A 21,618-nucleotide genomic window follows, 5' to 3' on the forward strand; every position below is an offset into this window, starting at 1 on the left:
GCGGTCCGACAGCCTGTCCGCGATCGGGGTGGGCGTCAGAACATAGCCCGGGGGCGCGGGCTCCGACGGGCGGGCGGCCGGGGCGCGGCCGGCGTCCGGGGCGACGGCCGCGGCGGCGGCGAGGGCGCGCGGGGTCTGGTGGGTGAACACGTCCTTCGGTGTGATCAGCACTCCCGCCGACCGGGCCCGGGTGGCGAGTTGGATCGCCAGGATGCTGTCCCCGCCGAGCCGGAAGAACCCCTCCGACGGCCCGGGCCGCGCCCGGCCGAGGACGCTGCCGAACAGGGTCCGCAGCTGCTCCTCGGCGGGCGAGCCGCCCTCCGGTCCGGTGACGGGCTGCGGGCGGGCGGCCGGGTCTGGGGTGTCCGACAGGTCGCGGGTGCCAACGACGTCGAGGCCGTCGAGGGTGTCGACGGGTGCCGCCGGGTCGGCCAGAGCCGCCGCCAGCAGACGGCCGAGGCCCTGCGCCAGGCGCTCGGCGGTCTCGGGGCGGAAGTGGCCGGTGCTGTACTCCAGGACGCCGCGCACCGTGCCGTCCGGCTGTTCGGTGAACTCGAAGAGCAGCGGGAACTTGGCCATCACCCGCTCGAACCGGTGCGGTGCGCCGGACAGGCCGGGCAGGGCGAGCGCGGGCCGGCGCCCGCCGTGCAGGGTGATCATCACCTGGAACAGCGGGTGGCGGCCGAGTTTCCGGTCGGGTGCGAGGGCGTCCACGACCCGGTCGAAGGGCGCCTGGTCGTGCGCGAAGGCGGTGAGGTCGGTGTGCCGGACGCGGTCGACGAGCTCCGCGAAGCCCGGACGGCCCGAGAGGTCGGTGCGCAGGGCGAGCGGCTGGGCGAAGTAGCCGACCAGGTCGTCCAGGGCGGGGTCGGCGCGGCCGGCGGTGACCGTGCCGAGGACGAGGTCGGTGCCCGCTCCGGAGCGGGCGAGCAGGCAGGCGACGGCCGCGTGCAGCACCATGAACAGGGTGGCTCCCCGGCCGGCCGCCAATTCGGCCGCTGCGGCGACCAGTTCGGCGCCCCAGTGGAACTCGGCGGCGGCCCCGCGCAGGGCCGCACCGGGCGGTGGCTCGTGGTCCACCGGCAGCGCGGTGCGCCCCGGTGCGGCGTGCAGGGTCTCGCGCCAGTGCGCCAGTTCGGTGGCCAGCGGGCTGTCGGGCCGGCCGGCCGGGCCGAGCTCCCGGCCCTGCCAGAGCGTGAAGTCGGCGTACTGGAGCGGCAGTCGGGGCCACTCGGGGGCCCGGCCGCGGGCCCGGGCGGCGTAGCCGGCGGCGAGGTCGCGGGTCAGCGGGCCCAGCGACTGTTCGTCGGCGGTGATGTGGTGCAGGACGATCAGCAGCAGGTGGGTGCCGGGCCCGGCGGTGAACACCACCAGCCGCCAGGGCAGGCCGTGTTCGAGGTCGAAGGGCCGGTGGACCTCCTCGTGCACCGCCGCGTCCAGGTCGGCGGGGTCGGGGTGCCGGACGGTCAGCGGAAGGGGCGGGTCGTCGAGGATCCGCTGGTACGGCTGCCCGTCGGTGGCCGGGAACACGGTGCGCAGGCTCTCGTGCCGCTGCTGGACGTCGGCCGCGGCGGCCCGTAGCGCGGCCAGGTCGAGCGGCCCGGTCAGCCGGGCGGCGAGCGGGACGTGGTAGGTCGACGCCTGCTCGCCGAGCCGGTGCAGGAACCACAGGCCGCGCTGGGCGTAGGAGAGCGGGATGCGCTCCGGCCGGGGGCCGGCCTGCGGGCGCTGCGGGCGCGCCCGGCCGGCCGCCGCCTCGCCCTGGCGGGCGGCGCCACGGGCACCGATCCGGGCGGCCAGGCCGGCCACGGTGGGGGCCGCGAAGACGTCCCGGATGGTCAGTTCGGCCGACAGCTCGGCGGGCAGCTCGGCCCGGGCGCGGACCACCAGCCGGTTCGCCGAGAGGGAGTCGCCGCCGAGGGCGAAGAAGCTCTCGTCCGCGCCGAAGCCCTCGGCCCCGAGGAGTTCGCCGAACAGCCGGTGCAGCCGGGTCTCGTGCTCGCCGCTGGGCGCCCGGCCCCGGCCGTCCGCCGCCCTGGCCTCCCGGGCCCGCAGCCGGTGCTCGTCGAGCTTGCCGTTGGCGGTCAGCGGGAAGGCCTCGACGGCGACGAAGGCCGCGGGCACCAGGTGGTCCGGGAGCGACGCGTGGGCGTGGTCGGCGGCCGCGCGGACGGCCTCCTCGGTGCCGAGCAGGTAGGCGGTCAGCGCCTTGCGCCCGGGCTCCCGTTCGGTGGCGAGGACGGCGGCGCCGGAGATGCCGGGCCGCGCGGCGAGCGCGGCCTCGATCTCCCCCGGTTCGATCCGGTAGCCGCGGATCTTCACCTGCCGGTCGGTGCGGCCGAGGTGTTCGAGTTCGCCGTCGGGGCGGCGGCGGGCGCGGTCCCCGCTGCGGTACATCCGGCTGCCGGGCGGACCGTACGGGTCGGCGGTGAAGCGGCCGGCCGTCAGCGCGGGGCGGCCGAGGTAGCCGCGGGCGAGGCCGGGGCCGGCCACGTACAGCTCGCCGGGCAGGCCGTCGGGCACCGGCCGCAGGGCGGCGTCCAGCAGGTACGCCCGCAGGTCGGGCAGCGGCCGGCCGATGGTGGCGGCGCCCGAGGCCACGGCGGCGGCGTCGAGGTCGCCGGCCGTGACGTGCACGGTGGTCTCGGTGATGCCGTACATGTTGACGAGCCGGGGCGCGTCCTGCGGGTGCCGCAGGTACCAGTCCGCGAGCCGCCAGGGTTCGAGCTGCTCACCGCCGAAGATGACGTAGCGCAGGGCGAGCCGGGCGCTCGGGCCCGGGTGGGCGGCGTCGGCTGCGGCCAGCTGGGTGAACGCCGAGGGGGTCTGGTTGAGCACCGTGACGCGCTCGTCGGCGAGCAGGCGCAGGAACTCCTCGGGCGAGCGGGCGGTGTCCCGGGGGACGACGACCAGGCGGCCGCCGTGCAGCAGGGCGCCCCACAGCTCCCAGACCGAGAAGTCGAAGGCGTAGGAGTGGAACAGGGTCCAGGTGTCGTCCGGTCCGAAGCCGAACCGGTCGGCGGTGGTGGCGAGCAGCCGGGTGACGTTGCGGTGGGTGACCAGGACGCCCTTGGGGCGGCCGGTGGAGCCGGAGGTGTGGATGACGTAGGCGACGCCGTCCGGGCCGGGGCGCTGCGGCTGCGTCCGGTCGGCGGGCTCGTCCGCGCCGTCGACGGGCAGGGTCTCGACGCCGTCGGGCAGCGCCGCCCGGGCGGAGTCGTCCGTCACCACGAGCCGGGGCGCGGCGTCCTCGATGGTCGCGCGCAGCCGCTCGACCGGGTAGTCCGGATCCAGCGGCAGGTAGCCGGCGCCGGCCTTCTGGACGCCGAGCAGCGCGACCACCAGGTCCGGCGAGCGGGGCAGGGCGACGCCCACCAGGTCGCCGCGGCGCACGCCCCGGGCGGCGAGCCGGCGGGCCAACCGGTCGGCGCGCAGGTCGAGTTCGCGGTAGGTGAGGACGGTCTCCCCCAGCACCACGGCGGGTGCCTGCGGGCGGGCGGCGGCCTGCCGTTCGAATAGCGAGACCAGGGTGTCGCCGTCCGGCTCGGTCCGCGCCGACCCGGGCGCCGACCCGGGCGCGGGCGCGGGCAGGGCGACGCCGCCGCCGGTGCGCAGCCGGCCGACCGGGAGCCCCTCGGGCGCCTCGGCCAGCGCCGTCACGAGGTCGAGCACCCGGTCCAGGTGGGCCCGGACGGTGTCCTCGGGGTAGTCGCCGACCGCGTCGGCGAACACCGGCAGGGTGGCGCGGCCGTTGTCGTAGACGCCGAGCGCGAAGTCCTCGGGCAGGCCCGGCGAGACCTCGTGCACGGTGGCCGGGATCCCGCCGAACCGCAGGCCCGGGTCGAGCGGCAGCAGGTTCAGGGTGGGGCCGATCAGCGGCCGGTCGCCCCGGGCGGCGGCGGTGTCGCGGAGCAGGTCCTCGAAGCGGTACCGCTGGCGGCGCAGCGCGGCGCGGACCCGGTCCGCCGTGGCCGTCACCAGGCCGCCGACGGTGGCGGCCGGGTCGACGGCGAGCCGCAGCGGGACGACGTTCGCCGTCATGCCGAGGGCCCGCCGGGCCAGCGCGGCGTCCCGGCCGCGGACGCCGAGGCCGATCACCGCCGTGCCCTCGCCGGTGTCGGCGTGCAGCGCGACGGCGAGCGCGGCCGGGAACAGCGCCGTCCAGCCCGCGCCGACGCGCTCGCGGACAGCGGCCCAGCGTTCGGCGGACAGCTCCGTCCGGACGGCGACCGGCGGGCGCGGGCCCGAGCCGGTCGGGGCGCCGCGCCCGCCCGCGAGGCGGGGCGGGTCGCCGAGGCCGGCCAACTCCTCGGCCCAGAAAGCGGCGTCGGTGCGGAACCGGGCGGAGGCGCGGTAGGCGGCGTCGTCGTCCAGCAGGGCCTGGAGCGGGTCGTGCACGCCGGTGGAGGCCGGCTCGCCCGCGTGCAGCGCCGTGTACTCGGCCGCCACCCGGCGCATCAGCCCGGCCCCGCCCACGCCGTCGCACAGGATGTGGTGCATCCGGAGGTACCAGAGGTACTCCGCCTCGCCGGTCCGCAGCAGGAAGTGGTCGAAGGGCGGGCGGGCGGTCAGGTCGTAGGGGTGGGCGAGTTCGGCGGCGAGGAACGCGCGGGCGGCGGCGGCCGGGTCCTCGTGGTGGCGCAGGTCCTGCCGGTGCAGCGGCCAGTCGGCGGCGTCCTCGATGATCTGGACGGCGCCGTCGGCGGTCGGCTCGAAGCGCACCCGCAGGCTCTCGCTGCCGGCCACCACGCCCCGCAGCGCGCGTTCGAACAGCTCCTCGTCGATCGCGCCGTGGAACTGGACGTACTGGCCGGCGGTGAACCGCCGCCGGGTGGGGTCGGCCTCGTGGCCGAACCAGATTCCCGACTGCGGGGCCGTGAGCGGCCGTCGTCGGGCGGGAGAGGCGGGCGTGGCGGGCGTGGCGGACATCCGGTCAGCTCCTTTCCGGCTCGTGCGGCTGGTGCGGCTCGTGCGGGCCCGGTGACCCGTGCGGCCCGGACGGGTCGCCGAGCCGGTCGAGCAGCGCCGGGGCGAGGTCGAGGAGGGCGGCCGGGCCGCCGAGGTCCTGGTGGCCGTGGTCGGTCCGGTGCCGCAGCAGCCGGCCGCCGCCGAGGTGGGGCAGCCAGCTCTCCGGGTCCTGGACGGGCCCGCTGGTCTCCGGAACGGCCTCGATGAGGAGCAGGTCGCCGCGGTACCGGCCGGGGCGGAAGGCCCGGCCTAGCCGGACGTTGTTGTCGTAGACCTCGGCGAGCGCGGTCAGGTGGTGTTCGGAGAAGACGGAGAGCGGCGAGTCGGAGTCCTTGGCGAGGACGAGGAACTCCTCGGCGGTCGGCGCGGGCGCGTCGGCGGGGCGGTCGACGCCGGTCAGCCGCAGCAGGGCGTTACGGACGTGGCCCTGCTCGGCGAGCACCTCGGCCTCCGAGCGGGCGGGCAGGTTGGCGAGCACGTAGCTGTCGAGCATCGCGAGCAGGCCCACCTCCGCGCCCTGCTCCTGCAGCCGGGCGGCCACGGCGTAGGCGACCAGGCCGCCGAACGACCAGCCGAGCAGGTGGTAGGGCCCGTCGGGCTGGACGGCGCGGATCTCCCGCACGCAGTCCTCGGCCACCTCCTCCACGCTGGCCGGCAGCGGCCCCCGGCCGTCGAGGCCGCGGGACTGCAGGACGTAGAGCGGCCGGTCGCCGAGCGGCCCCAGCAGCGCCGCGTACGTCCAGCCGATCCCGGCGGCCGGGTGCACGCAGAACAGCGGCGCGCCGGTGCCGGTCGAGCGCAGCGGCAGCAGGGTGGCCAGCATGGGCTCCAGGCCGTCGGCGGGCGGCGCGGGGACGGCGGCGACGGTGGCGTCGGTGGCGGGGAGCGGGGTGCGGGCGGGCCCGGCGGTCGCGGGCCAGGAGTCGAGCAGACCGAGGGCGCCGACGGTGGTGTCCGGCTCGGCGACGAGGGTGTCGAGCAGCCCCAGCAGCCGGGCCAGCAGGGCGTCGGCGGCCTCGGCGTCGACGGCGTCCTCCCGGTGCAGGATGTCGAGTTCCAGTCCGCCGTCCCTCGGGATGGCCATCAGCGACAGCGGGTAGTGCGCGGCCGTCTCGCTGCCCGAACCGGTGATCCGCACCCCCGGGAGCGCGTCGCCCTGGTCGCCGGACTGCGGGAAGTTCTCGTACACCATGACGGTGTCGAAGAGTTCGCCGAGGCCGGTCGCCCGCTGGATGGCGGGGATTCCCAGGTGCTGGTGGGCGATCATCCGGACCTGCTCGCGCTGGACCCGGGTCAGCAGCCCGGCCAGCGACTCCTCCGGCCGCAGGGTGATCCGCAGCGGCAGGGTGTTGATGAGGAAGCCCATGACGGACTCGGAGCCCGGCAGCTCCGGCGAGCGGCCGTTGACGATGATCCCGAACACGGTGTCGGGGCGGCCGGTCCGCTCGGCCAGCAGCAGCGCCCAGGTGGCCTGGAGCACGGTGTTGAGCGTGATGCCCAGCCCGGCGGCGAGGGCGCCGAGCCGTTCGGTGCGCTCCTCGCCCAGGGGCCGGTAGCGGCGGCCCGGCCACCCGTCGGCGGGCGGCAGCCCGGGCGGCGTCACCAGGGTGGGTTCGATCGGCGCGGCCAGGGCCTCGCGCCACGCCCGGCGGGCGGCCTCGTGGTCCCGGCCGGCCAGCCAGGCCAGGTGGGCGCGCAGCGGCACCGGCTCGGGCAGTCCGGCCGGGTCGCGGTACAGGGCGAACAGCTCCGGCAGGAGGAGCTGGTTGGACCAGCCGTCGATCAGGGTGTGGTGGGCGACCACCTCCAGCCGGTACCGCTGCGCTCCCACGCCCTCTCCGGGGCCCAGCCGCAGCAGGGTGAAGCGGATCAGCGGCGGGTCGGCCGGGTCGAACCGGGTGGTCCTCGCCTCGGCGGCCAACCGCTCGGTCTCCGCCTCCTGTTCGGCCGCCGTGAGGCCGCCGAGGTCCAGCTCCGTGAACGGCGGCAGGCGGTCCGGGACGACCTGCACCGGGCGGCCGTCGGGGAGGCGGACGAACCCGGCCGCCAGGTTCGGGTGGCGGCGGCAGAGCGCCTCGACGGCGCGGCGCAGCGCCGCCGGGTCGAGCCGCCCGTCGAAGAGCATCCACAGCCGCATCACGTAGGCCCCGCCGCCGCCCTGGCTGTGCTGGGTGGGGAAGAGCAGCCGCTCCTGGAGCGGTGTCAGCGGCAGCACGTCCCGGTGGCCCGGGAACCGGGCCTGCAACCAGGCGCGTTCGGCGGCGTCCAGCGGGAGCAGTTCGCCGTCGGCGGGCCGGCCGGCGCCCTGGTCGGCGGGGTCGAGCGCGGTGGCGACGGCCGCGAGTCCGGCCGGGGTCGGGTGCGCGAACACGTCCTCCGGGGCGAGCGCCAGCCCGGCCCGGCGGGCCCGGCGGAGCAGCTTGATGGAGCGGATGCTGTCGCCGCCGAGGGCGAAGAAGCTGTCGTCCGGGCCGACTTCGGGCAGGCCGAGGACGCCGGCGAAGAGCTCGCGCAGCACCTCGACGGGGCCGGCGGCCGGGGCGGCGGCGGGCTCGGGCGACGCCCCGTCCACGGTTCCGGCGGCCAGTGCGGCGAGCGCGCCGCGGTCGGTCTTGCCGTTGGCGTTGGTCGGGAGGTCGTCGAGGAAGACCAGGGCGGCCGGGACGACGGGTGCGGGCAGCACCTCGCGCAGCGCCGCCCGGACGGCCTCCGGATCGGCCGGGCGGCCCTCGGCGGCGACCAGGAAGGCCGTCGTGCGGCGGTCGCCCTCGCCGTCGTCGGTGGCGACCACCACGGCCCGCCGGATGCCGTCCAGCTCCGTCAACCGGGCCTCGATCTCGCCGAGTTCGATCCGGTGGCCGCGGATCTTCACCTGGTGGTCGGTGCGGCCGGCGTACTCCAGCTCGCCGGCGGCGGTCCAGCGGGCGAGGTCCCCGGTGCGGTACATCCGGGCGCCGGGCGGGCCGAACGGGTCGGGCAGGAAGCGCTCGGCGGTGGCCCCGGGCCGGTGGGCGTAGCCCCGGGCCAGGTAGTCCCCGGCCAGGTAGAGCTCGCCGGTGACGCCGACCGGCGCGGGCCGCAGGGCCGGGTCGAGGACGTGGGCGCGCACGTTGCCGATCGGCACGCCGATCGACGGCTCACCGTCCGCACCGGGCGGGCACGCCCCGGCCGTGGCGTACACGATGGCCTCGGTGGGGCCGTAGAGGTTGAGCACCCGGGCGTCCGGGTTGCGGGCGTGCACCTGGCGGACCAGCGCGGCGGGCAGCGGCTCGCCGCAGAACACGTAGGTCGTCGCCCGCTCGCGCACCCACTCGGCGCGGGCGACCTGCTGGTACACCGACGGGACGGTGTTGACCAGGCTGCCGGACCAGTCCGGGCGTTCCAGCAGCGTGAGCAGGTTGTCCACCAGGTCGACGCTGCCGCCGGTGAACAGCGGCACCAGGAGCTCGAAGACCGACAGGTCGAAGGAGAGCGAGGTGGAGCCGAGCACCCGGGAGAGGGCCTCGGGGCCGAGCTCGGCTGCCGCCCAGGCGGCGAGGTTGGCCACGGCCCGGTGGGTGACCACCACGCCCTTCGGCGTCCCGGTGGAGCCGGAGGTGTGGATGACGTACGCCGCGTTGCCGGGCAGCGGGCGGGTGGGCGTCGCCCCGGCGGGCGCGGGACCGGCGGGCGCGGGGCCGGCGGGCTCGGGGCCGGCGGGCTCGGCAGCGGGCTCGTCCAGCAGGACGACGGACGGGCCGTCGGCGGTCGGCTCCGGCAGCACGGCGGCGGCCAGCTGCGCCGTGGTCAGGACCACCCGGGGGCGGGCGTCCGCGAGCACGAACTCCACCCGGCCGCGCGGGTGGCCCGGGTCGACCGGGAGGTAGGCGGCGCCCGCCTTCAGCACGCCCAGCACGGCCGCGACCAGGGCGGGCGTGCGGGGCAGCAGCACCGCGACGACGTCCTCGCGGCCGACACCGAGGCCGGCGAGCCGCCGGGCGATCCGCTCGGAGCGCCCGTCCAGTTCGGCGTAGTCCAGCACCTCTCCCCCGCCGCGCACCGCGACGGCGGACGGGGTCCGCGCCAGCTGGGCGGCGAACGCCGCGGGCACGGTGGTCTCGGGCACCGCGTGTTCGGTGGCGTTGGCCTTCCGCAGCAGGGCGAGCTCGTCCCCGTCGGCGAGGTCGAAGGAGTGGATCGGCTCGTCGGGCCGGGCCGCCAGCCGCGCCAGCAGCCGGACCAGCCGGCGGTGGGCCGCCGGGTCGGCGCCGTGGCCGCCGGCGGCGACCCGCCACGCCCCGTCCCGGTCCGCCGGGCCGGGGGTGGGGTCGGCGCGCAGGAACAGGCCGGGCAGCGGCTCGCCCCAGGCGCGGGCCAGGACGGCGACCGTCCCGGGGCCGTACGCCACCCGCTCGGCGCTGTCGGCGATCCCGGTGACCAGGCCGTACCCGGAGGACGGGTCCCAGGGCAGGTCGAGGTCCGGCCGGTGGCCGTGGCGCCGGACCGCGCGCAGGGCGCGGCCGGCCTGCCGGAGGACGGCGGTGAAGCTGAGCCCGGGGGCCGGGGCCAGGCGCACCGGGACGACCAGGCCGCGGCCGCCCGGGCCGGGAGCCGGGCGCCAGTGTCCGAGCAGCAGCTCCCGGGCGCCGGTCAGCCGGTGCGCGTGGACGGCGGCGGCGGCGAGCAGCACCGCGGCGGGGCCCGCACCGCCGGCCCGGGCGGCCCGGGCCAGTGCGGCCGGGTCGGCCACCGGCAGCCAGGGCAGCTCGGCCGGCGGCGCGACGGCCCCGGCCGGGCGGGCGGCGGCGGGCTCGGGACCGGCGGCCCCCAGGACCTCCCGCCAGTACGCCCGGTCGGCGGGCCGGTCGGCGTCCGGGTCCGGGATGGGAACGGAGGTGCCGGTGGAGGCCGGGGCCGTCTCGGCATCCGCGGCGTCCTCGGCGTACAGCTCGCCGGCCCGGCGGACGAGTGCGGCCAGCCCGGCGTCGTCGTCGACCAGCCGGTGGTGGCGCTGGAACCAGCTGAGCCCGCCGTCGGATCGGCGGATCAGCACGTGGCGCAGCAGCGGCCCGCCGAGCAGGTCGAGCGGGCGGACGAGCTCGGCGGCGAGCCAGCCGTCCAGTTCCTCCGGGTCGAGGTCGATCACCGCGACGGCGGGCGGCTGGGCCGGGTCGGCCGGGCGGAGCAGGCCGGGGCCGCCCCCGGCGGCGGCGCGGTAGCCGGTGTGCAGGTCCGGGCGTTCGGCCAGGGCTCGGGCCACGGCTCGGCGCAGCCGGTCCAGCCCGACCGGGCCCTCGAAGCGGACCAGGCGCGCCACGCAGTCGGCGGGCAGGAGCGGGGTGTCCCGCAGGACGGCACGCCGGGCGGCGTCGAGCGGGGTGGCGGTGGAGCTGCTCACAGGGCCCTCACGGTGTCGTCATCGGGGTGCGGGGTCACGGTCTCGGGCGCGTCGCCGTGGTCGGCGTGGTCGGCGTGGTCGCCGTGGTCGCCGTGGTCGGCGTGGTCCGCACCGTCGGCCTGGTCCGCGTAGTCGGCGTAGTCGGCCGCCACGTCGTGGACCGGGCGGTCGGGCTCGGCGAGCAGGCCGCGCAGCAGCTCGCGCAGGCCGGTGGCGAAGCCGGTCGCGGTCGGCGGGTCGAAGAGTTCGGGGGCGTAGTGCACGGTCAGCGCCGTGGGGGCGGCGCCGCTCTCCGCCCGCCACCCCAGGTCGAGTTCGACCCCGCCCGGGGCGGCGCCGTGACCGACGCCGTGGCCGCCACCGTCGCCCCGGGAGCGGACCGGGGGCTCGGCTCCGGGGCCGGCCGTCCCGTCGGGGGTGGTGCGCCCGAGCAGGTCGGCGAAGGCGGGCTCGTCGGCGAGGTCGGCCCGCAGCAGGGCGCCGCCGGGCAGGCCGACCGCCACCTCGTCCTGGCCGGCGATCCACGAGAGCAGCACCAGCCAGCCGGCCCGCAGCACCCGGTCGGGGTGCGGGCCGAACCGGGCGATGGCGCCGCGCAGCGACTCGTCGACCGGGACGGTGACGCTGCGCTCGGTGTAGTTGGCGTGGCCCGGGCGGGGGCGGTCGGTGGGGACGTCGAGCCGTACGGGCCCGGACAGAGCGGCTGGCAGCGCCGCGTCGGAGGAGGCGGGAACCGGTACCCCGGCCCACAGTCGGGAGATCGGCAACTCGCCCTCAGCGGCGGCGAGTTCACGGAGCAGCGCCGTGTACTCCTCGACGAACGCGGCCGCCGTCGCCCCCGTGAACAGCTGGGTGCTGAACTCCAGGCAGGCGGTCATGGCGTCGTCGCCGACCCGGTCGGAGGTGATCAGGGTGAGGTCGAACTTGGCGGTGCCCGCCGGCAGGCCGCCGAACAGGTTGCCGGCGCTGTGGCCGATGTCGAAGTACCCGGTCGAGGTGCCCTCGATCTGCTGGATCGGCGGCAGCTCCTGGTGCACGAAGAACACGTCGAACAGCGGGCTCCGGCCCGGATCGCGCTCGTCCGTCAGCGCCTGGACGACCCGGTCGAAGGGGATCTCCTGGTGCTCCAGGGACTCCAGCACCACGGCGCGCACCCGGTGCAGGAAGGCGGTCACCGACGGGGCGCCGGACAGGTCGGCGCGCAGTGCCACGGTGCTGTTGAAGAAGCCGATCAGGCCTTCGAGTTCGGGCCGGTTGCGCCCGGTGGTCGGGATGCCGACGACCAGGTCGTCCTGCTCGCTGCGGCGGGCCAGCAGCAGGTAGAGGCCGGCGAGCAGGACCACGAAGAGAGTGACGGAGCGGTCGGCCGCGAGCCGCCGCAGCTCCCGCATCAGGGCGGCGTCCACGGTGAACACCGCGAGGTCGCCGGCGTGGTCCTTGCGGGCCGGGCGCGGGTGGTCGGTGGGCAGCCGCAGCACCGGCGCGTCCCGCAGGGTCTCGCACCAGTAGGCGAGTTCGCCGTCCAGGGCCGAGCCGGCCACCAGTTCGCGCTGCCAGGCCGCGTAGTCGGCGAACTGGACGGGCAGCGGCGCGAGCCGGTGCGGGCGGCCCTCGCGGCGGGCGGCGTACAGCTCGGGCAGCTCGCGTTCGAAGATCCGCGGTGAGGCGCCGTCGTTGACGGCGTGGTGCATGGTCACCTGGAGCACGTGCTGCTCGGGGGCCGTGCGGACCACGAGCACCCGCACCAGGGGGTCGTGGGCGAGGTCGAAGCGGTGCTCGGCGGCCTGCCGGACGAGTTCGCGGGCGGCGGCGAGCGGGTCCGGCTCGGCGCAGACGTCCCGGAGGGTGAAGAAGTCGCCGGGCTCCGGGCTGATGCGCAGCACCGGCTCGTCGTCCTCCTCGGCGAAGTTGGAGCGCAGCACCTCGTGGCGCAGCATCAGGTCGTGCCACATGCCGCGGACGGCGTCGACGTCGAGCGGGCCGCTGATCAGGCTGACCATCGGGAGGTTGTAGAGCGTGGTGTCGGGGTCGAGCTGGTGGTGGAACCAGATCCGGTCCTGGCCGAAGGAGGTGACGGGGGGTGTGTCGCGGGGGGTGATCGGCGGCAGGGCGGGGGCCGCGGGGGCGCCGGCCCGGCGGCGGATGAGGTCGGCGAACGCGCCGACGGCGGGGTGTTCGTAGACGTCGAGCAGCCGGGGGCGGAAGCCGAAGCGGGTCTGGATCCGGTCGGCGAGCTGGAGGGCGATGATCGAGTTGCCGCCGAGTTCGAAGTAGTCGGCCTCCGGGCCGGGCGGCTGCTCGCTGTGCAGGAGTTCTCCCAGGACTTCGGCGAGCCAGCGTTCGGGGTCCTCGGCGGGGCCGGTCCCGGTGCGCTCGACGGCGGGCGCGGCGGGCGCGACGGACACGACGGGCGCCACGGATGCGACGGGCAGGGCGGGGGCCGCCGGTGCGGGCCGGATCCAGCAGGGGGTGGCAGCCAGCGGGTGTCCGGGCAGGCGCAGCCGCCGGGCGGTGCCGGGCTCGGGGCCGAGCGCCGTCCAGTCCAGGTCCAGGCCGCATTCGTACAGCCGGCCGAGCAGCGCGGCAAAGCCTCCGTCGCCGTCACCGGCGGCCGTGACCAGCCGGGCGCCGTCCTGCCCCTCCGGGCCGAACCGCTCGGCGAGCAGCCGGCCGAGGACGCCGCCGGGGCCGGGGTCGAGGAACACCACCGGTCCGGCGGCGGCGAGCCGTTCGGCCGCCGCGACGAGCCGGTCCCGGTCGGGCGGCGCGGCCTCGGCTCCGGTGGCGGCGGCGGTGGCGAGTTCGCGGGTGTCCTCGGCGGTGAGGGTGCCGAGCAGGTACCGGGCGGCGTACCGGGAGACGCCGCTGCTCAACACGGTCCCGACGGGTACGCCGCAGCGCGACAGCTCGCGGTGGAGGGCGAGTTGGCCCGCGAGCAGCCGGGCCGCCGGGCCGGTGGCGGGCAGCGCGTCGGGCAGCTCCGCCGGGCCGGGGGCGTCGGGCACGGCGTCCGGGGAGAGCAGCAGGCAGACGGCGGGCGGCCTGGTCCGGCCGCCGCGCGGGGCGCCGCCGGCCGGTGCCGAGGCGTCGAGCCGGGCCGCCCGTTCGAGCAGGGCCCGGCCGAGCCCGGCGGTGTCGCGGGCCCACACCGCCGCCCGGTGCCCGTAGTGCGTGCGCCCGGAGTTGAGGGTGAGGGCGACGTCGTCGAGGTCGGTGTCGCGGGCGGCCGGGCCGGTCAACGCGGCGCCGAGGTCGGCGCAGAGCCGGGCGAGCGCGGTGCGGCTGCGCGCGGAGACGCCGACGAGCCGGGGGGTGCCCGACCGGTCGCCGCGCGGCGGCACGGGCGGCCGCTGGACCACGCAGTGGGCGTTGATGCCGCCGAGGCTGTACGAGCTGACGCCGGCGATCCGCTCCTCGCCCTCCCAGGGGCGCAGCGCGGTGACCACCTCGACGGGTTCGAGGGCGGCCTCGTCGACGGGCCGGCGGAAGTGCAGGGACGGGTACAGCTCGCCGTGGCCGACCGCGAGGACGGCCTTGACCAGGCCGGCGATCCCGGCCGCGTGGTCGAGGTGGCCGACGTTGGTCTTCACCGAGCCGATCGGCAGCCGCCGGCCCCGCGCCCCGAACCCGCGCGGCCCGAACACCTGGGCCAGGCCCTCCAGTTCGACGGCGTCGCCGAGCCGGGTGCCGGAGCCGTGCGCCTCCAGGTAGCCGGCCAGGGCGGGGTCGAGCCCGGCGGCGCGCCAGGCCGCGCCGATCACCGCCGCGTGCGCGGGTGCGCTCGGGGTGCTGATGGTGGCGGCCGCGCGGCCGTTGTGCCGGACGGCGCTGCCGCGGATCACCGCGTGGACGGGCGTGCCGTCGGCGCGGGCCCGGCCGAGGGTGGTGAGCAGCAGGACGGCGCCGCCCTCGCCGCTGGCGGTGCCGTCGGCGTCGGCGTCGAAGGCCCGGCAGCGGCCGCTCGGGGAGACGAGTTCGGTCATGCCCTCGGTCTGCCGGGCGGGCAGGCCGCCGGGGCGCAGGCTGAATCCGCCGGCGAGCGCGTACTCGGCCTCGCCGTCGCGCAGTTCGCGGCAGGCCTGGTGGACGGCGACGAGCGAGCCGTTGCAGCCGGTGTCGACGGCGTAGCAGGGGCCTTCGAAGCCGAGCACGTGGGCGATCCGGGCGGGCAGCGCGAAGGGCACGTTGCCGAGGGCGCTGAGCGGGCCGGGCTCGGTGGCGGCGCCGAGGTAGCCGGAGGCGGCGGCGCTGAGCACCACGGCGACCTGGCGTCCGCGCAGGGCGCTCGCGGCGTGGCCGGCGTCCTCGACGGCCTGGTGGGCGAGGACCAGCGCGATCCGCTGCTGGGGGTCCATCAGGGCGGCCTCGCGCCGGGAGAGGCCGAAGAAGGCGTGGTCGAAGGTGTGGACGTCGGCGAGGTGGCCCATCGGCAGGTAGTCCGCGTCCGGGTCGAGTCCGGTGGCGGCGGCCCGGGCGGCGGGCATGCCCCCGACGGAGTCCCGGCCGGCGGCGAGGTTGGCCCGGAAGGCCACCAGGTCGTCGGCGTCGGGGAAGCGGGCGCCGATGCCGACGACGGCGATGTCGGTGTCGGCGGGGGCCGTCGCTGGGGTCCTGGTCACTGCTGCTCTCTCCCGTTCGTCAGACTTCGTACGCGGCGTCGGGCCGGGCGCCGCCCGTGGGCGCTCCGGCCGCCGGGGCGACGGGCTCCCGGGTGGCCGCCTCCGAGGTGGCAGCCTCCGGGGCGACGGCCTCCGGGGTGACGGCCGCGGCCTGCTCGGCGACGGTGCGCAGGTCGAAGAGCCGGCCGACGCGGACGGCGCCGGGCCAGCGGCCTTCGAGGCGCAGGTGGAGTTCGACGATCCGGTGCGAGTTGCCGCCGACGGCGAAGAAGTCGTCGTCCGGTCCGAAGTCGCCGTGCCCGAGGACCTCGGTCCAGTAGCGCGTCACGAGCTGCGGGGCCCCGTCCGCCCCGGCGGGCTCGCCGCGTCCGCCGAGACCGTCCGGCCCGCCGGGCTCGCCGGTCTCGACGGGGTCTTCAGGGTCTTCGGCGAGCAGGGCGTGCAGCGCCTGGAGGTCGGTCTTGCCGGACGGCGCGAGCGGGAAGCCGGCCACCCGGACGAAGCGCTCCGGCCGGGCCTGGCCGCCGAGCAGGGCGGTGCAGTGCGCCAGCAGTTCGGCGGTGTCCGGCGCGGGGGCGGCGGGGTCGGCGGGGAGCCAGCACGCGGCCAGCGCGGTGGCGCCGTCGGGGCCGGTCACGGCGAGGACAGCGGCCTGCCGGACGGCGGGGTGGCGCTCCAGCGCCGCTTCGACGGCCTCGCGTTCGACCCGGACGCCGCGCACCTTGAGCTGCCCGTCGGCCCGGCCGCGGAACACCAGCGCCCCGGTGGGGTCGGCGGAGGCGAGGTCCCCGGTGCGGTACATCCGGGCGCCGGGGGTGGTGGCGAAGGGGTCGGGGAGGAAGCGCAGCGCGGTGTCGGCCGGGCGCCCGGCGTAGCCCTCGGCGACCTGCGGCCCGGCCACGTACAGCTCGCCGGTTCGCCCGGGCCCGACCGGGGCGAGCCGCTCGTCCAGCAGGTGGATCCGGTTGCCCGGGGTGGACCGCCCGATCGGGACGGGGTCGAGCGACGCGGGCGTGACCGGCTGGGCGAGCACGGTGACGGTGGTCTCGGTGGCGCCGTACTCGTTGACCAGCCGGGTGCCGGGCAGGACGGCCCGGTGCCGCTCGGACTGCGCGGCCGACAGCGCCTCCCCGCCGACGATCCACTGCCGCAGGTGGACGTCGGCGCCGGCCAGGTGGGGCAGCACCAGCAGGTGGAACGAGGGCGGGCCGACCGCCACCTCGACCCGGTGGCGGCGGATCAGCGCGGCGGCGGCCTCCGGGTCGGGCAGGGCCCGTTCGTCGGGCAGCACCGCCGTGCCGCCGCCGCAGAGCGTGTGGAACAGCATCAGCAGCGGCGCGTCCCAGGAGAGCCGGGAGGCGGTGAAGGTGGTCGCGGCGGGGTCCTCGGCGCGGGAGGCGACCAGGTGGGCGAGCGCGCCACGGGAGACCAGGACGGCCTTGGGCTCCCCGGTGGTCCCGGAGGTGGTGACGGCGTAGGCCGGTGCGGTCGGGGGCACCACGGCGTCCGACCGGCCGGCGGCCACGGCCGGAGCAGGGGCCGGTCCGCTCTCGGCCACCGCCGTGACGGGCTGCCCGCAGCCGGCCGTCAGCTCCCGCACGGCGGCGGGCGGGGTGGCCGGGTCGCCGTCGTCGTACACCAGGACGGCGCAGCCGCTGTCGCGCAGCAGGGCGCGCACCATCGCGGCGGGGCGATCGGGTTCCAGGACGCACCAGGCGGCGCCCAGCCGCAGCGCGGCCAGCATGCCGACGACGGTGCGCACGCCCTGGCGGCGGTGGATCAGGACGAGCCTGCCGGGGGCGACCCCGACGGCGGCCAGTCGATCGGCCAACGCCTTGGTTTCAACATCGAGTTGACGATACGTCAGGTTCTGCTCGCCGACCGCCACGGCGGTCCGGTCGGGCAGCGTGCGGAACCGTTCCCGGATCAGGTCGAGTACGTCGGGGGCCGGGCGGCCGGCGGTCACGGGCGGGTCCCGTAGGCGTGGAAGCCCAGCCCGGTCTTGCGGCCGAAGTGTCCGCGCCGCACCAGGTCGAGCAGCAGGTCGCAGGGCCGGAACCGTTCGTCGCCGGTGGTCTCCAGCAGGACGTCGAGGGTGTCGACGATGGTGTCGAGCCCGATCAGGTCCGCCGTGCGCAGCGGGCCCATGGCGTGGCCGAAGCACTCCTGGAAGATCAGGTCGACGGTCTCCGCGTCGGCCACGCCCTCCTGCACCCGGGCGGCCGCGTCGTTGACCATCGGCATCAGCACCCGGTTGGAGACGAAACCCGGCGAGTCGCGGACGACGTGGGCGCGGCGGCCGACCCCGGCGAGCAGAGCGAGGGTGGTCTCCAGCGTCCGGGCGGTGGTGGCCGGGCCCCGCACCACCTCGACCGTCTCCTTGAGGTACGCGGGGTTCATGAAGTGCGTGGCGAGCACCCGGTCGGCCCGGTCGGTGTAGGAGGCGAGCCGCTCGACCGGGATCGCCGAGGTGCAGGAGGCGAACACCGCGGCGGGGGCGCAGACCCGGTCGAGCTCCCGGAGCACCTGCTCCTTGACGGCCAGCCGCTCGGAGGCGCACTCCACCACGAAGCCGGCCGCCGCCAGCCGCCCGAACTCGTCCGTCCAGTCGACCAGTTCGACGGTCTCCGCCGCCGAGGGGCGGGCCTCGGCAGGGGTCCCGGCACCAGCCTCACCGGGGGCCGGGCGGCGACCGAGCAGCCGCGCGGCGCGCAGGCCGTCCCGCAGCCGGCCGGGGCCGGCGTCGAGGGCGGCCCGCTGCCGGTCGACCACCACCACGGGGTGCCCGGCCGCGGCGAAGACCTGGGCGACGGCGGTGCCCATCGTGCCGGCGCCGACGATCCCGACCGGGATCCGGTCGGTGCGGGCCGCCCGGGCCTCGCCTGCCTCGCGGTTCTGGGTGTCTTGCGGGTGCACGGTGTCCTTCCTGGTCACGACGGATTGCGGCCCGGTCACGGCCGGTTCCGGGCCTCGGGGGCCTCAAGGGCGACAGGGGCCTCGGGCGCCTCGGGGGCCTCGGGGGTGATCAGCCGCAGGTGGCCCGGCGGCGAGGGCGGCGGAGCGGCGGGCGGGTAACCGAGCAGCAGCCGCCCCTCCCCCTCCCGGCCCACCACGGTGAACCCGGCGAACCGGAGGTTCACCAGCATCACCCGGTTGACGTCGGTGGGCACGAACTCGGCCAGCGGGCGGCGCCCTTCGGCGAGCGCCGCGCGCACGACGTGCCCGATCAGCGCCGGCCCGATGCCCCGGGACATCACCCGGCAGGACAGCAGGAGCAGCCGCAGCACCTCGGCCGGCCCGGCCGGGCCGTCGCCCTCCCGGTGCCCGGTCCGCTCGCTCAGCGCGAGGCCGATGGTGCCGTAGTCGCCGAACCGGTCGGTCAGTTCGGCGACCAGCACCCGGTGGTCGGGCGAGTCGCACAGGGCGCGCAGCTCCGTCAGGCCGTAGGTCCGGCCGGTGGTGTTGAGCTGGTGGGTGCGGACGGTGAGCTCGTGGGCGCGGGCGAGGTCGTCCGGACCGGCCTGACGGATCGTCAACTCCAGTCCCAGGGAGGCGAGGAACTCCTCGGGGGTGCCCTGGTGATCCTCCCGGGCCTGGGTGCGGAGCGCCTCGCCGCGGTAGCGCAGCCGGCGTTCGCGGGCGTCGGCGGTGACGAACTCGGGCCGGAACTCCGGCAGTTCGGCCAGCGCGGCGACCTGCTCGGCCGGGTAGCAGCGCACCACGGGGTGGGCGGCGGCCACCTCGGCGCGCTCGACCGGGTCGTTGTCGACGAAGGCCACGGTGTCCAGCCCGATGCCGATGGCCTCGGCGATCCGGCGCACCGCGCCCGACTTGGGCCCCCAGCCGATCTCCAGCACGGTGAACAGCTCGTGCAGCCCGAGCCGTTCCAGGTGTGCGGTGGCGACGGCCCGGTCGCTCCGGCTGGCGACGGCGTGCAGGACGCCGCGCTCGTCCAGCGCCCGCAGGGCGGCGGTCGCGACGGGGAACGGCGCCGGGTCGTCGCCCTCCAGCACGGTGCCGTCCCAGAGGGTGTCGTCGAGGTCCCAGACCAGGACCTTGACGGTCGGCTCCGCCCTACTCTGCTCCGCCCCGCTCTGCTGCGGCCTGCTCTGCTCCGCCCCACTCCGCTGCGGCCCCGGTTGAGCCCCGGTCATCGGCGCACCCCCTGGCGCAACAGGCGGTCGGCGATGTGCAGTTCGGCGACCTGCGGGCTGCCCTCGATGATCTCCATCACCTTGGCGTCCCGGTAGAACCGGCCGGCCCGGACGCCGGGCTCGCAGCCCGCCGAGCCGAGGATCTGGACGGCCCGGTCGGCGACCGCCTTCGCCGCCCCGGCCGCCGCGTACTTGGCGACCACGGTCTCGGTGGCGGCGCCCAGCGGCGAGCCGGCCCGGGCCTCGGCGGCCCGCTCGGCCAGCGCCCGGGCGGCCGCCGTGTCGACGGCGGAGCGGGCGAGCAGCGAGCGCACCAGCTGGTGCCCGGCCAGCGGCACGCCGCCCTGGACCCGGTGCGCGGCGTGCTCGGCGGCGTCGGCCAGGCAGGCCTCCGCCATGCCGACGCAGCCCCAGGCCACCGTGAACCGGCCGTGGTCCAGCGCCACGGCGGCGGTGTGGGTCAGGCCCAGCCCGGGCGGCGCCACCAGGTTCTCCCGGGGCACCCGCACCCGGTCGAAGGTGAGGTGGGCGATCCGCGCGGCGCGCAGGCCGAGTTGGCCGCTGACGGGCTCGCGGACGATCCCGGGCCGGTCGGCCTCCACCAGGACGGCCGTCGGGCCGGCGTCGGTGCGCCCCAGCACCAGGAACACGTCGGCGCCCTGCCCGAAGGTCACCCAGCGCTTGGCGCCGGTGACGACCAGCCGCTCGCCGTCGTCCTCGATCCGCGTGCCGACCTCGGCGAGCGCGCTACCGGCCTCCCGTTCGGTGGCGGCGAAGCCGGCCAGGCGTTCGCCGGAGGCCAGTGCGGGCAGCCACCGCGCGCGCTGCTCCTCGCCGCCCCAGCGCAGCAGCGCCGCGGCCGTCATGCCCTGGACGGTGAGCAGCGCGCGCAGGGCGCCGCAGACGCCGCCCAGGTGCGCGACGGCCTCGCCCAGCTGGGCCGGGGTGGCGCCGGCGCCGCCGTGGCGGGCGGGCAGGTCGAGGCCGAGCAGCCCGGCGGCGGCCACCGCGCGGACGGCCTCGTCGGGCAGCGCGCCCTGCTCGTCCCAGCGGGCGGCCTCGTCGCGGACGGCGGCGGCCAGCTCGGCCGCGGCGCCGACCGCCGAAGCCCCCAGGTCGGACGGGGCGGACGGCCTGGTCTCGCTAACCGTGGGCGGCACAGCCGGCCCCCGTCTCCTCGCCCGTGCCCAGGCCGGCCCGCTTGCGCTCGACCAGCGCGGCGATCCGCTCGGCGGTGCGGAAGGAGTCCAGGTCGAGGTCGTCCACCTCGATCCGGATGTCGAACCGCTCCTCGACGAAGACCACCAGCTCCAGCGCGAACAGCGAGTCCGCGAGCCCCAGTGCGAAGTAGTCCTCGTCCGGCGCCACCGGCCGGCGCAGTGCGACGGTCAGGAACTCCCGTATCTCGATTGCCGTGTCGGTCACGCGGTGCTCTCCCAGGGTCCGATTTCCACCAGCAGCAGGTTCCAGGCCGCCACCGGGCTGACGTTGACCAGGACGACCCGGTCGCCCTCGGCCAGCCGCCCGTTCGCCAGCGCCGTCCAGAGGTTGAGGAAGACGTCGTTCGGCCCCAGGTGGCCGTACCGGGCCAGGTTCTCCCGGCACTCCGGCAGGAGGTCGACGCCCAGCGACTCCGCCAGGAAGCGCAGTCCGCCCGCCGAGAGGTTCTGGCTGGCGTAGCCGGCGACGTCGGCGCGGTCGAGGCCGTGCCGCTTGAGCAGCCGCTCCAGGAGCGCGGTGAGCCGGTTCCTGGTCTCCACCGCGAGCCGGAAGGAGTAGCCGGGCAGGTCCCGGCACTCCTCCTGCCAGCTCTCCCAGGGGCGGTCCCGGTAGTCCACCCGGAAGAGGTCCCAGTACGCGCCGTTGGTCTCCTGGACCAGGTCGAGCACCCGCACCGGGCCGGTGCGGGCGAGCAGCAGGGCCTGCCCGGCGTCCCCGTTGACGGTGACGGGGTGCCGGTAGCGGCCGGGGGTGGCCGGGGTGGAGGCGTGGGCGACCAGGACGTGCCGGACGTCGGGGTCGGCGGCGAGCAGTCCGCGGGCGGCGAGCAGGGCCGGGCCGAGCGAGACGCAGCCGAGGCCGCCGACGCCGAAGGTGACGGCCCGGTCTGCGCCGAGCCGGGCCTGGAGCCTGGTCGCCTCGGAGCTGAGCAGGGTCTCGGGGGCCCGGGAGTCGACGACGATCAGGGCGTCCAGGTCCTGGGCGGCGAGCCCGGCGCCGGCCAGCGCGCTGCGGGCCGCCCGCTCGGCCAGCCCGGTCGGGCCGAGCTCGCGGTCGACGGCCACGGTGTCGATGCCCAGGCCGGCCAGCGTGGTTCTGCGCTCGCCGGCCAGGCCCGCCAGTTCGGGCAGCTCGCCGACCGGCACCCGCTGCTCCGGCAGGTGCCAGGCCGCCTCGCGCACCGCGAGCGGCGCGGGGGCGCCACCCGTCCTCGTCGTCACCATGCCGTGTCCTCGACTCTCCGCTGTCTGTCCGCTGTCCGGCCGGGCGTCCGTCCGGG

At 77.4% G+C, this 21,618-nt stretch carries 9 protein-coding genes; all 9 read right to left on the reverse strand.

Going from position 1 to position 21,618, the window contains the following annotated elements; translation table 11 throughout:
* The coding region (locus tag ACFV6D_RS20260; RefSeq protein WP_380560640.1) for an amino acid adenylation domain-containing protein at nucleotides 1–4,929 on the reverse strand (4,929 nt) is incomplete at its 3' end.
* 4 nt (nucleotides 4,930–4,933) lie between these two features.
* The gene (locus tag ACFV6D_RS20265) at nucleotides 4,934–10,345 is read right to left on the reverse strand and encodes an amino acid adenylation domain-containing protein (protein ID WP_380560641.1); all 5,412 of its coding nucleotides are present in this window, start codon (nucleotides 10,343–10,345) and stop codon (nucleotides 4,934–4,936) included.
* Nucleotides 10,342–14,964, reverse strand: coding sequence for a condensation domain-containing protein (locus tag ACFV6D_RS20270; protein WP_380560642.1), 4,623 nt, complete (start codon nucleotides 14,962–14,964; stop codon nucleotides 10,342–10,344). The genes ACFV6D_RS20265 and ACFV6D_RS20270 overlap by 4 nt, the downstream gene beginning before the upstream one ends.
* A gap of 19 nt (nucleotides 14,965–14,983) precedes the next feature.
* On the reverse strand, nucleotides 14,984–16,930 hold the full coding sequence (locus ACFV6D_RS20275; RefSeq protein WP_380560643.1) for a non-ribosomal peptide synthetase: 1,947 nt from the start codon (nucleotides 16,928–16,930) through the stop codon (nucleotides 14,984–14,986).
* Nucleotides 16,927–17,787 (reverse strand): 3-hydroxyacyl-CoA dehydrogenase family protein, encoded by an 861-nt coding sequence (locus ACFV6D_RS20280; RefSeq protein ID WP_063351484.1) that lies wholly within the window; start codon nucleotides 17,785–17,787, stop codon nucleotides 16,927–16,929. The genes ACFV6D_RS20275 and ACFV6D_RS20280 overlap by 4 nt, the downstream gene beginning before the upstream one ends.
* A 128-nt stretch (nucleotides 17,788–17,915) precedes the next feature.
* Nucleotides 17,916–19,118, reverse strand: a complete 1,203-nt coding sequence (locus ACFV6D_RS20285; RefSeq protein WP_380560644.1) for an HAD-IIIC family phosphatase — start codon at nucleotides 19,116–19,118, stop codon at nucleotides 17,916–17,918.
* Entirely contained in the window at nucleotides 19,115–20,278 is a 1,164-nt protein-coding gene (locus ACFV6D_RS20290) for an acyl-CoA dehydrogenase family protein (protein ID WP_380560645.1), read from the reverse strand. Before ACFV6D_RS20290 ends, ACFV6D_RS20285 begins: the two co-directional genes overlap by 4 nt.
* Nucleotides 20,262–20,543, reverse strand: a complete 282-nt coding sequence (locus ACFV6D_RS20295) for a phosphopantetheine-binding protein (RefSeq protein WP_079135959.1) — start codon at nucleotides 20,541–20,543, stop codon at nucleotides 20,262–20,264. Before ACFV6D_RS20295 ends, ACFV6D_RS20290 begins: the two co-directional genes overlap by 17 nt.
* Nucleotides 20,540–21,562, reverse strand: coding sequence for a 3-oxoacyl-[acyl-carrier-protein] synthase III C-terminal domain-containing protein (locus tag ACFV6D_RS20300; protein WP_063349716.1), 1,023 nt, complete (start codon nucleotides 21,560–21,562; stop codon nucleotides 20,540–20,542). Before ACFV6D_RS20300 ends, ACFV6D_RS20295 begins: the two co-directional genes overlap by 4 nt.
* Nucleotides 21,563–21,618: the final 56 nt, after the last annotated feature.

Origin of the sequence: Kitasatospora sp. NPDC059812 (genome assembly GCF_042732075.1) — a bacterium.
Taxonomy (GTDB): Bacteria; Actinomycetota; Actinomycetes; order Streptomycetales; family Streptomycetaceae; genus Kitasatospora.

Coding starts and splice junctions, on each gene's coding strand:
- ACFV6D_RS20280 (WP_063351484.1), bottom strand. CDS start 17,787: ATGGGCACCGCCGTCGCCCAGGTCTTCGCCGCGGCCGGGCACCCCGTG.
- ACFV6D_RS20285 (WP_380560644.1), bottom strand. CDS start 19,118: ATGACCGGGGCTCAACCGGGGCCGCAGCGGAGTGGGGCGGAGCAGAGC.
- ACFV6D_RS20300 (WP_063349716.1), bottom strand. CDS start 21,562: ATGGTGACGACGAGGACGGGTGGCGCCCCCGCGCCGCTCGCGGTGCGC.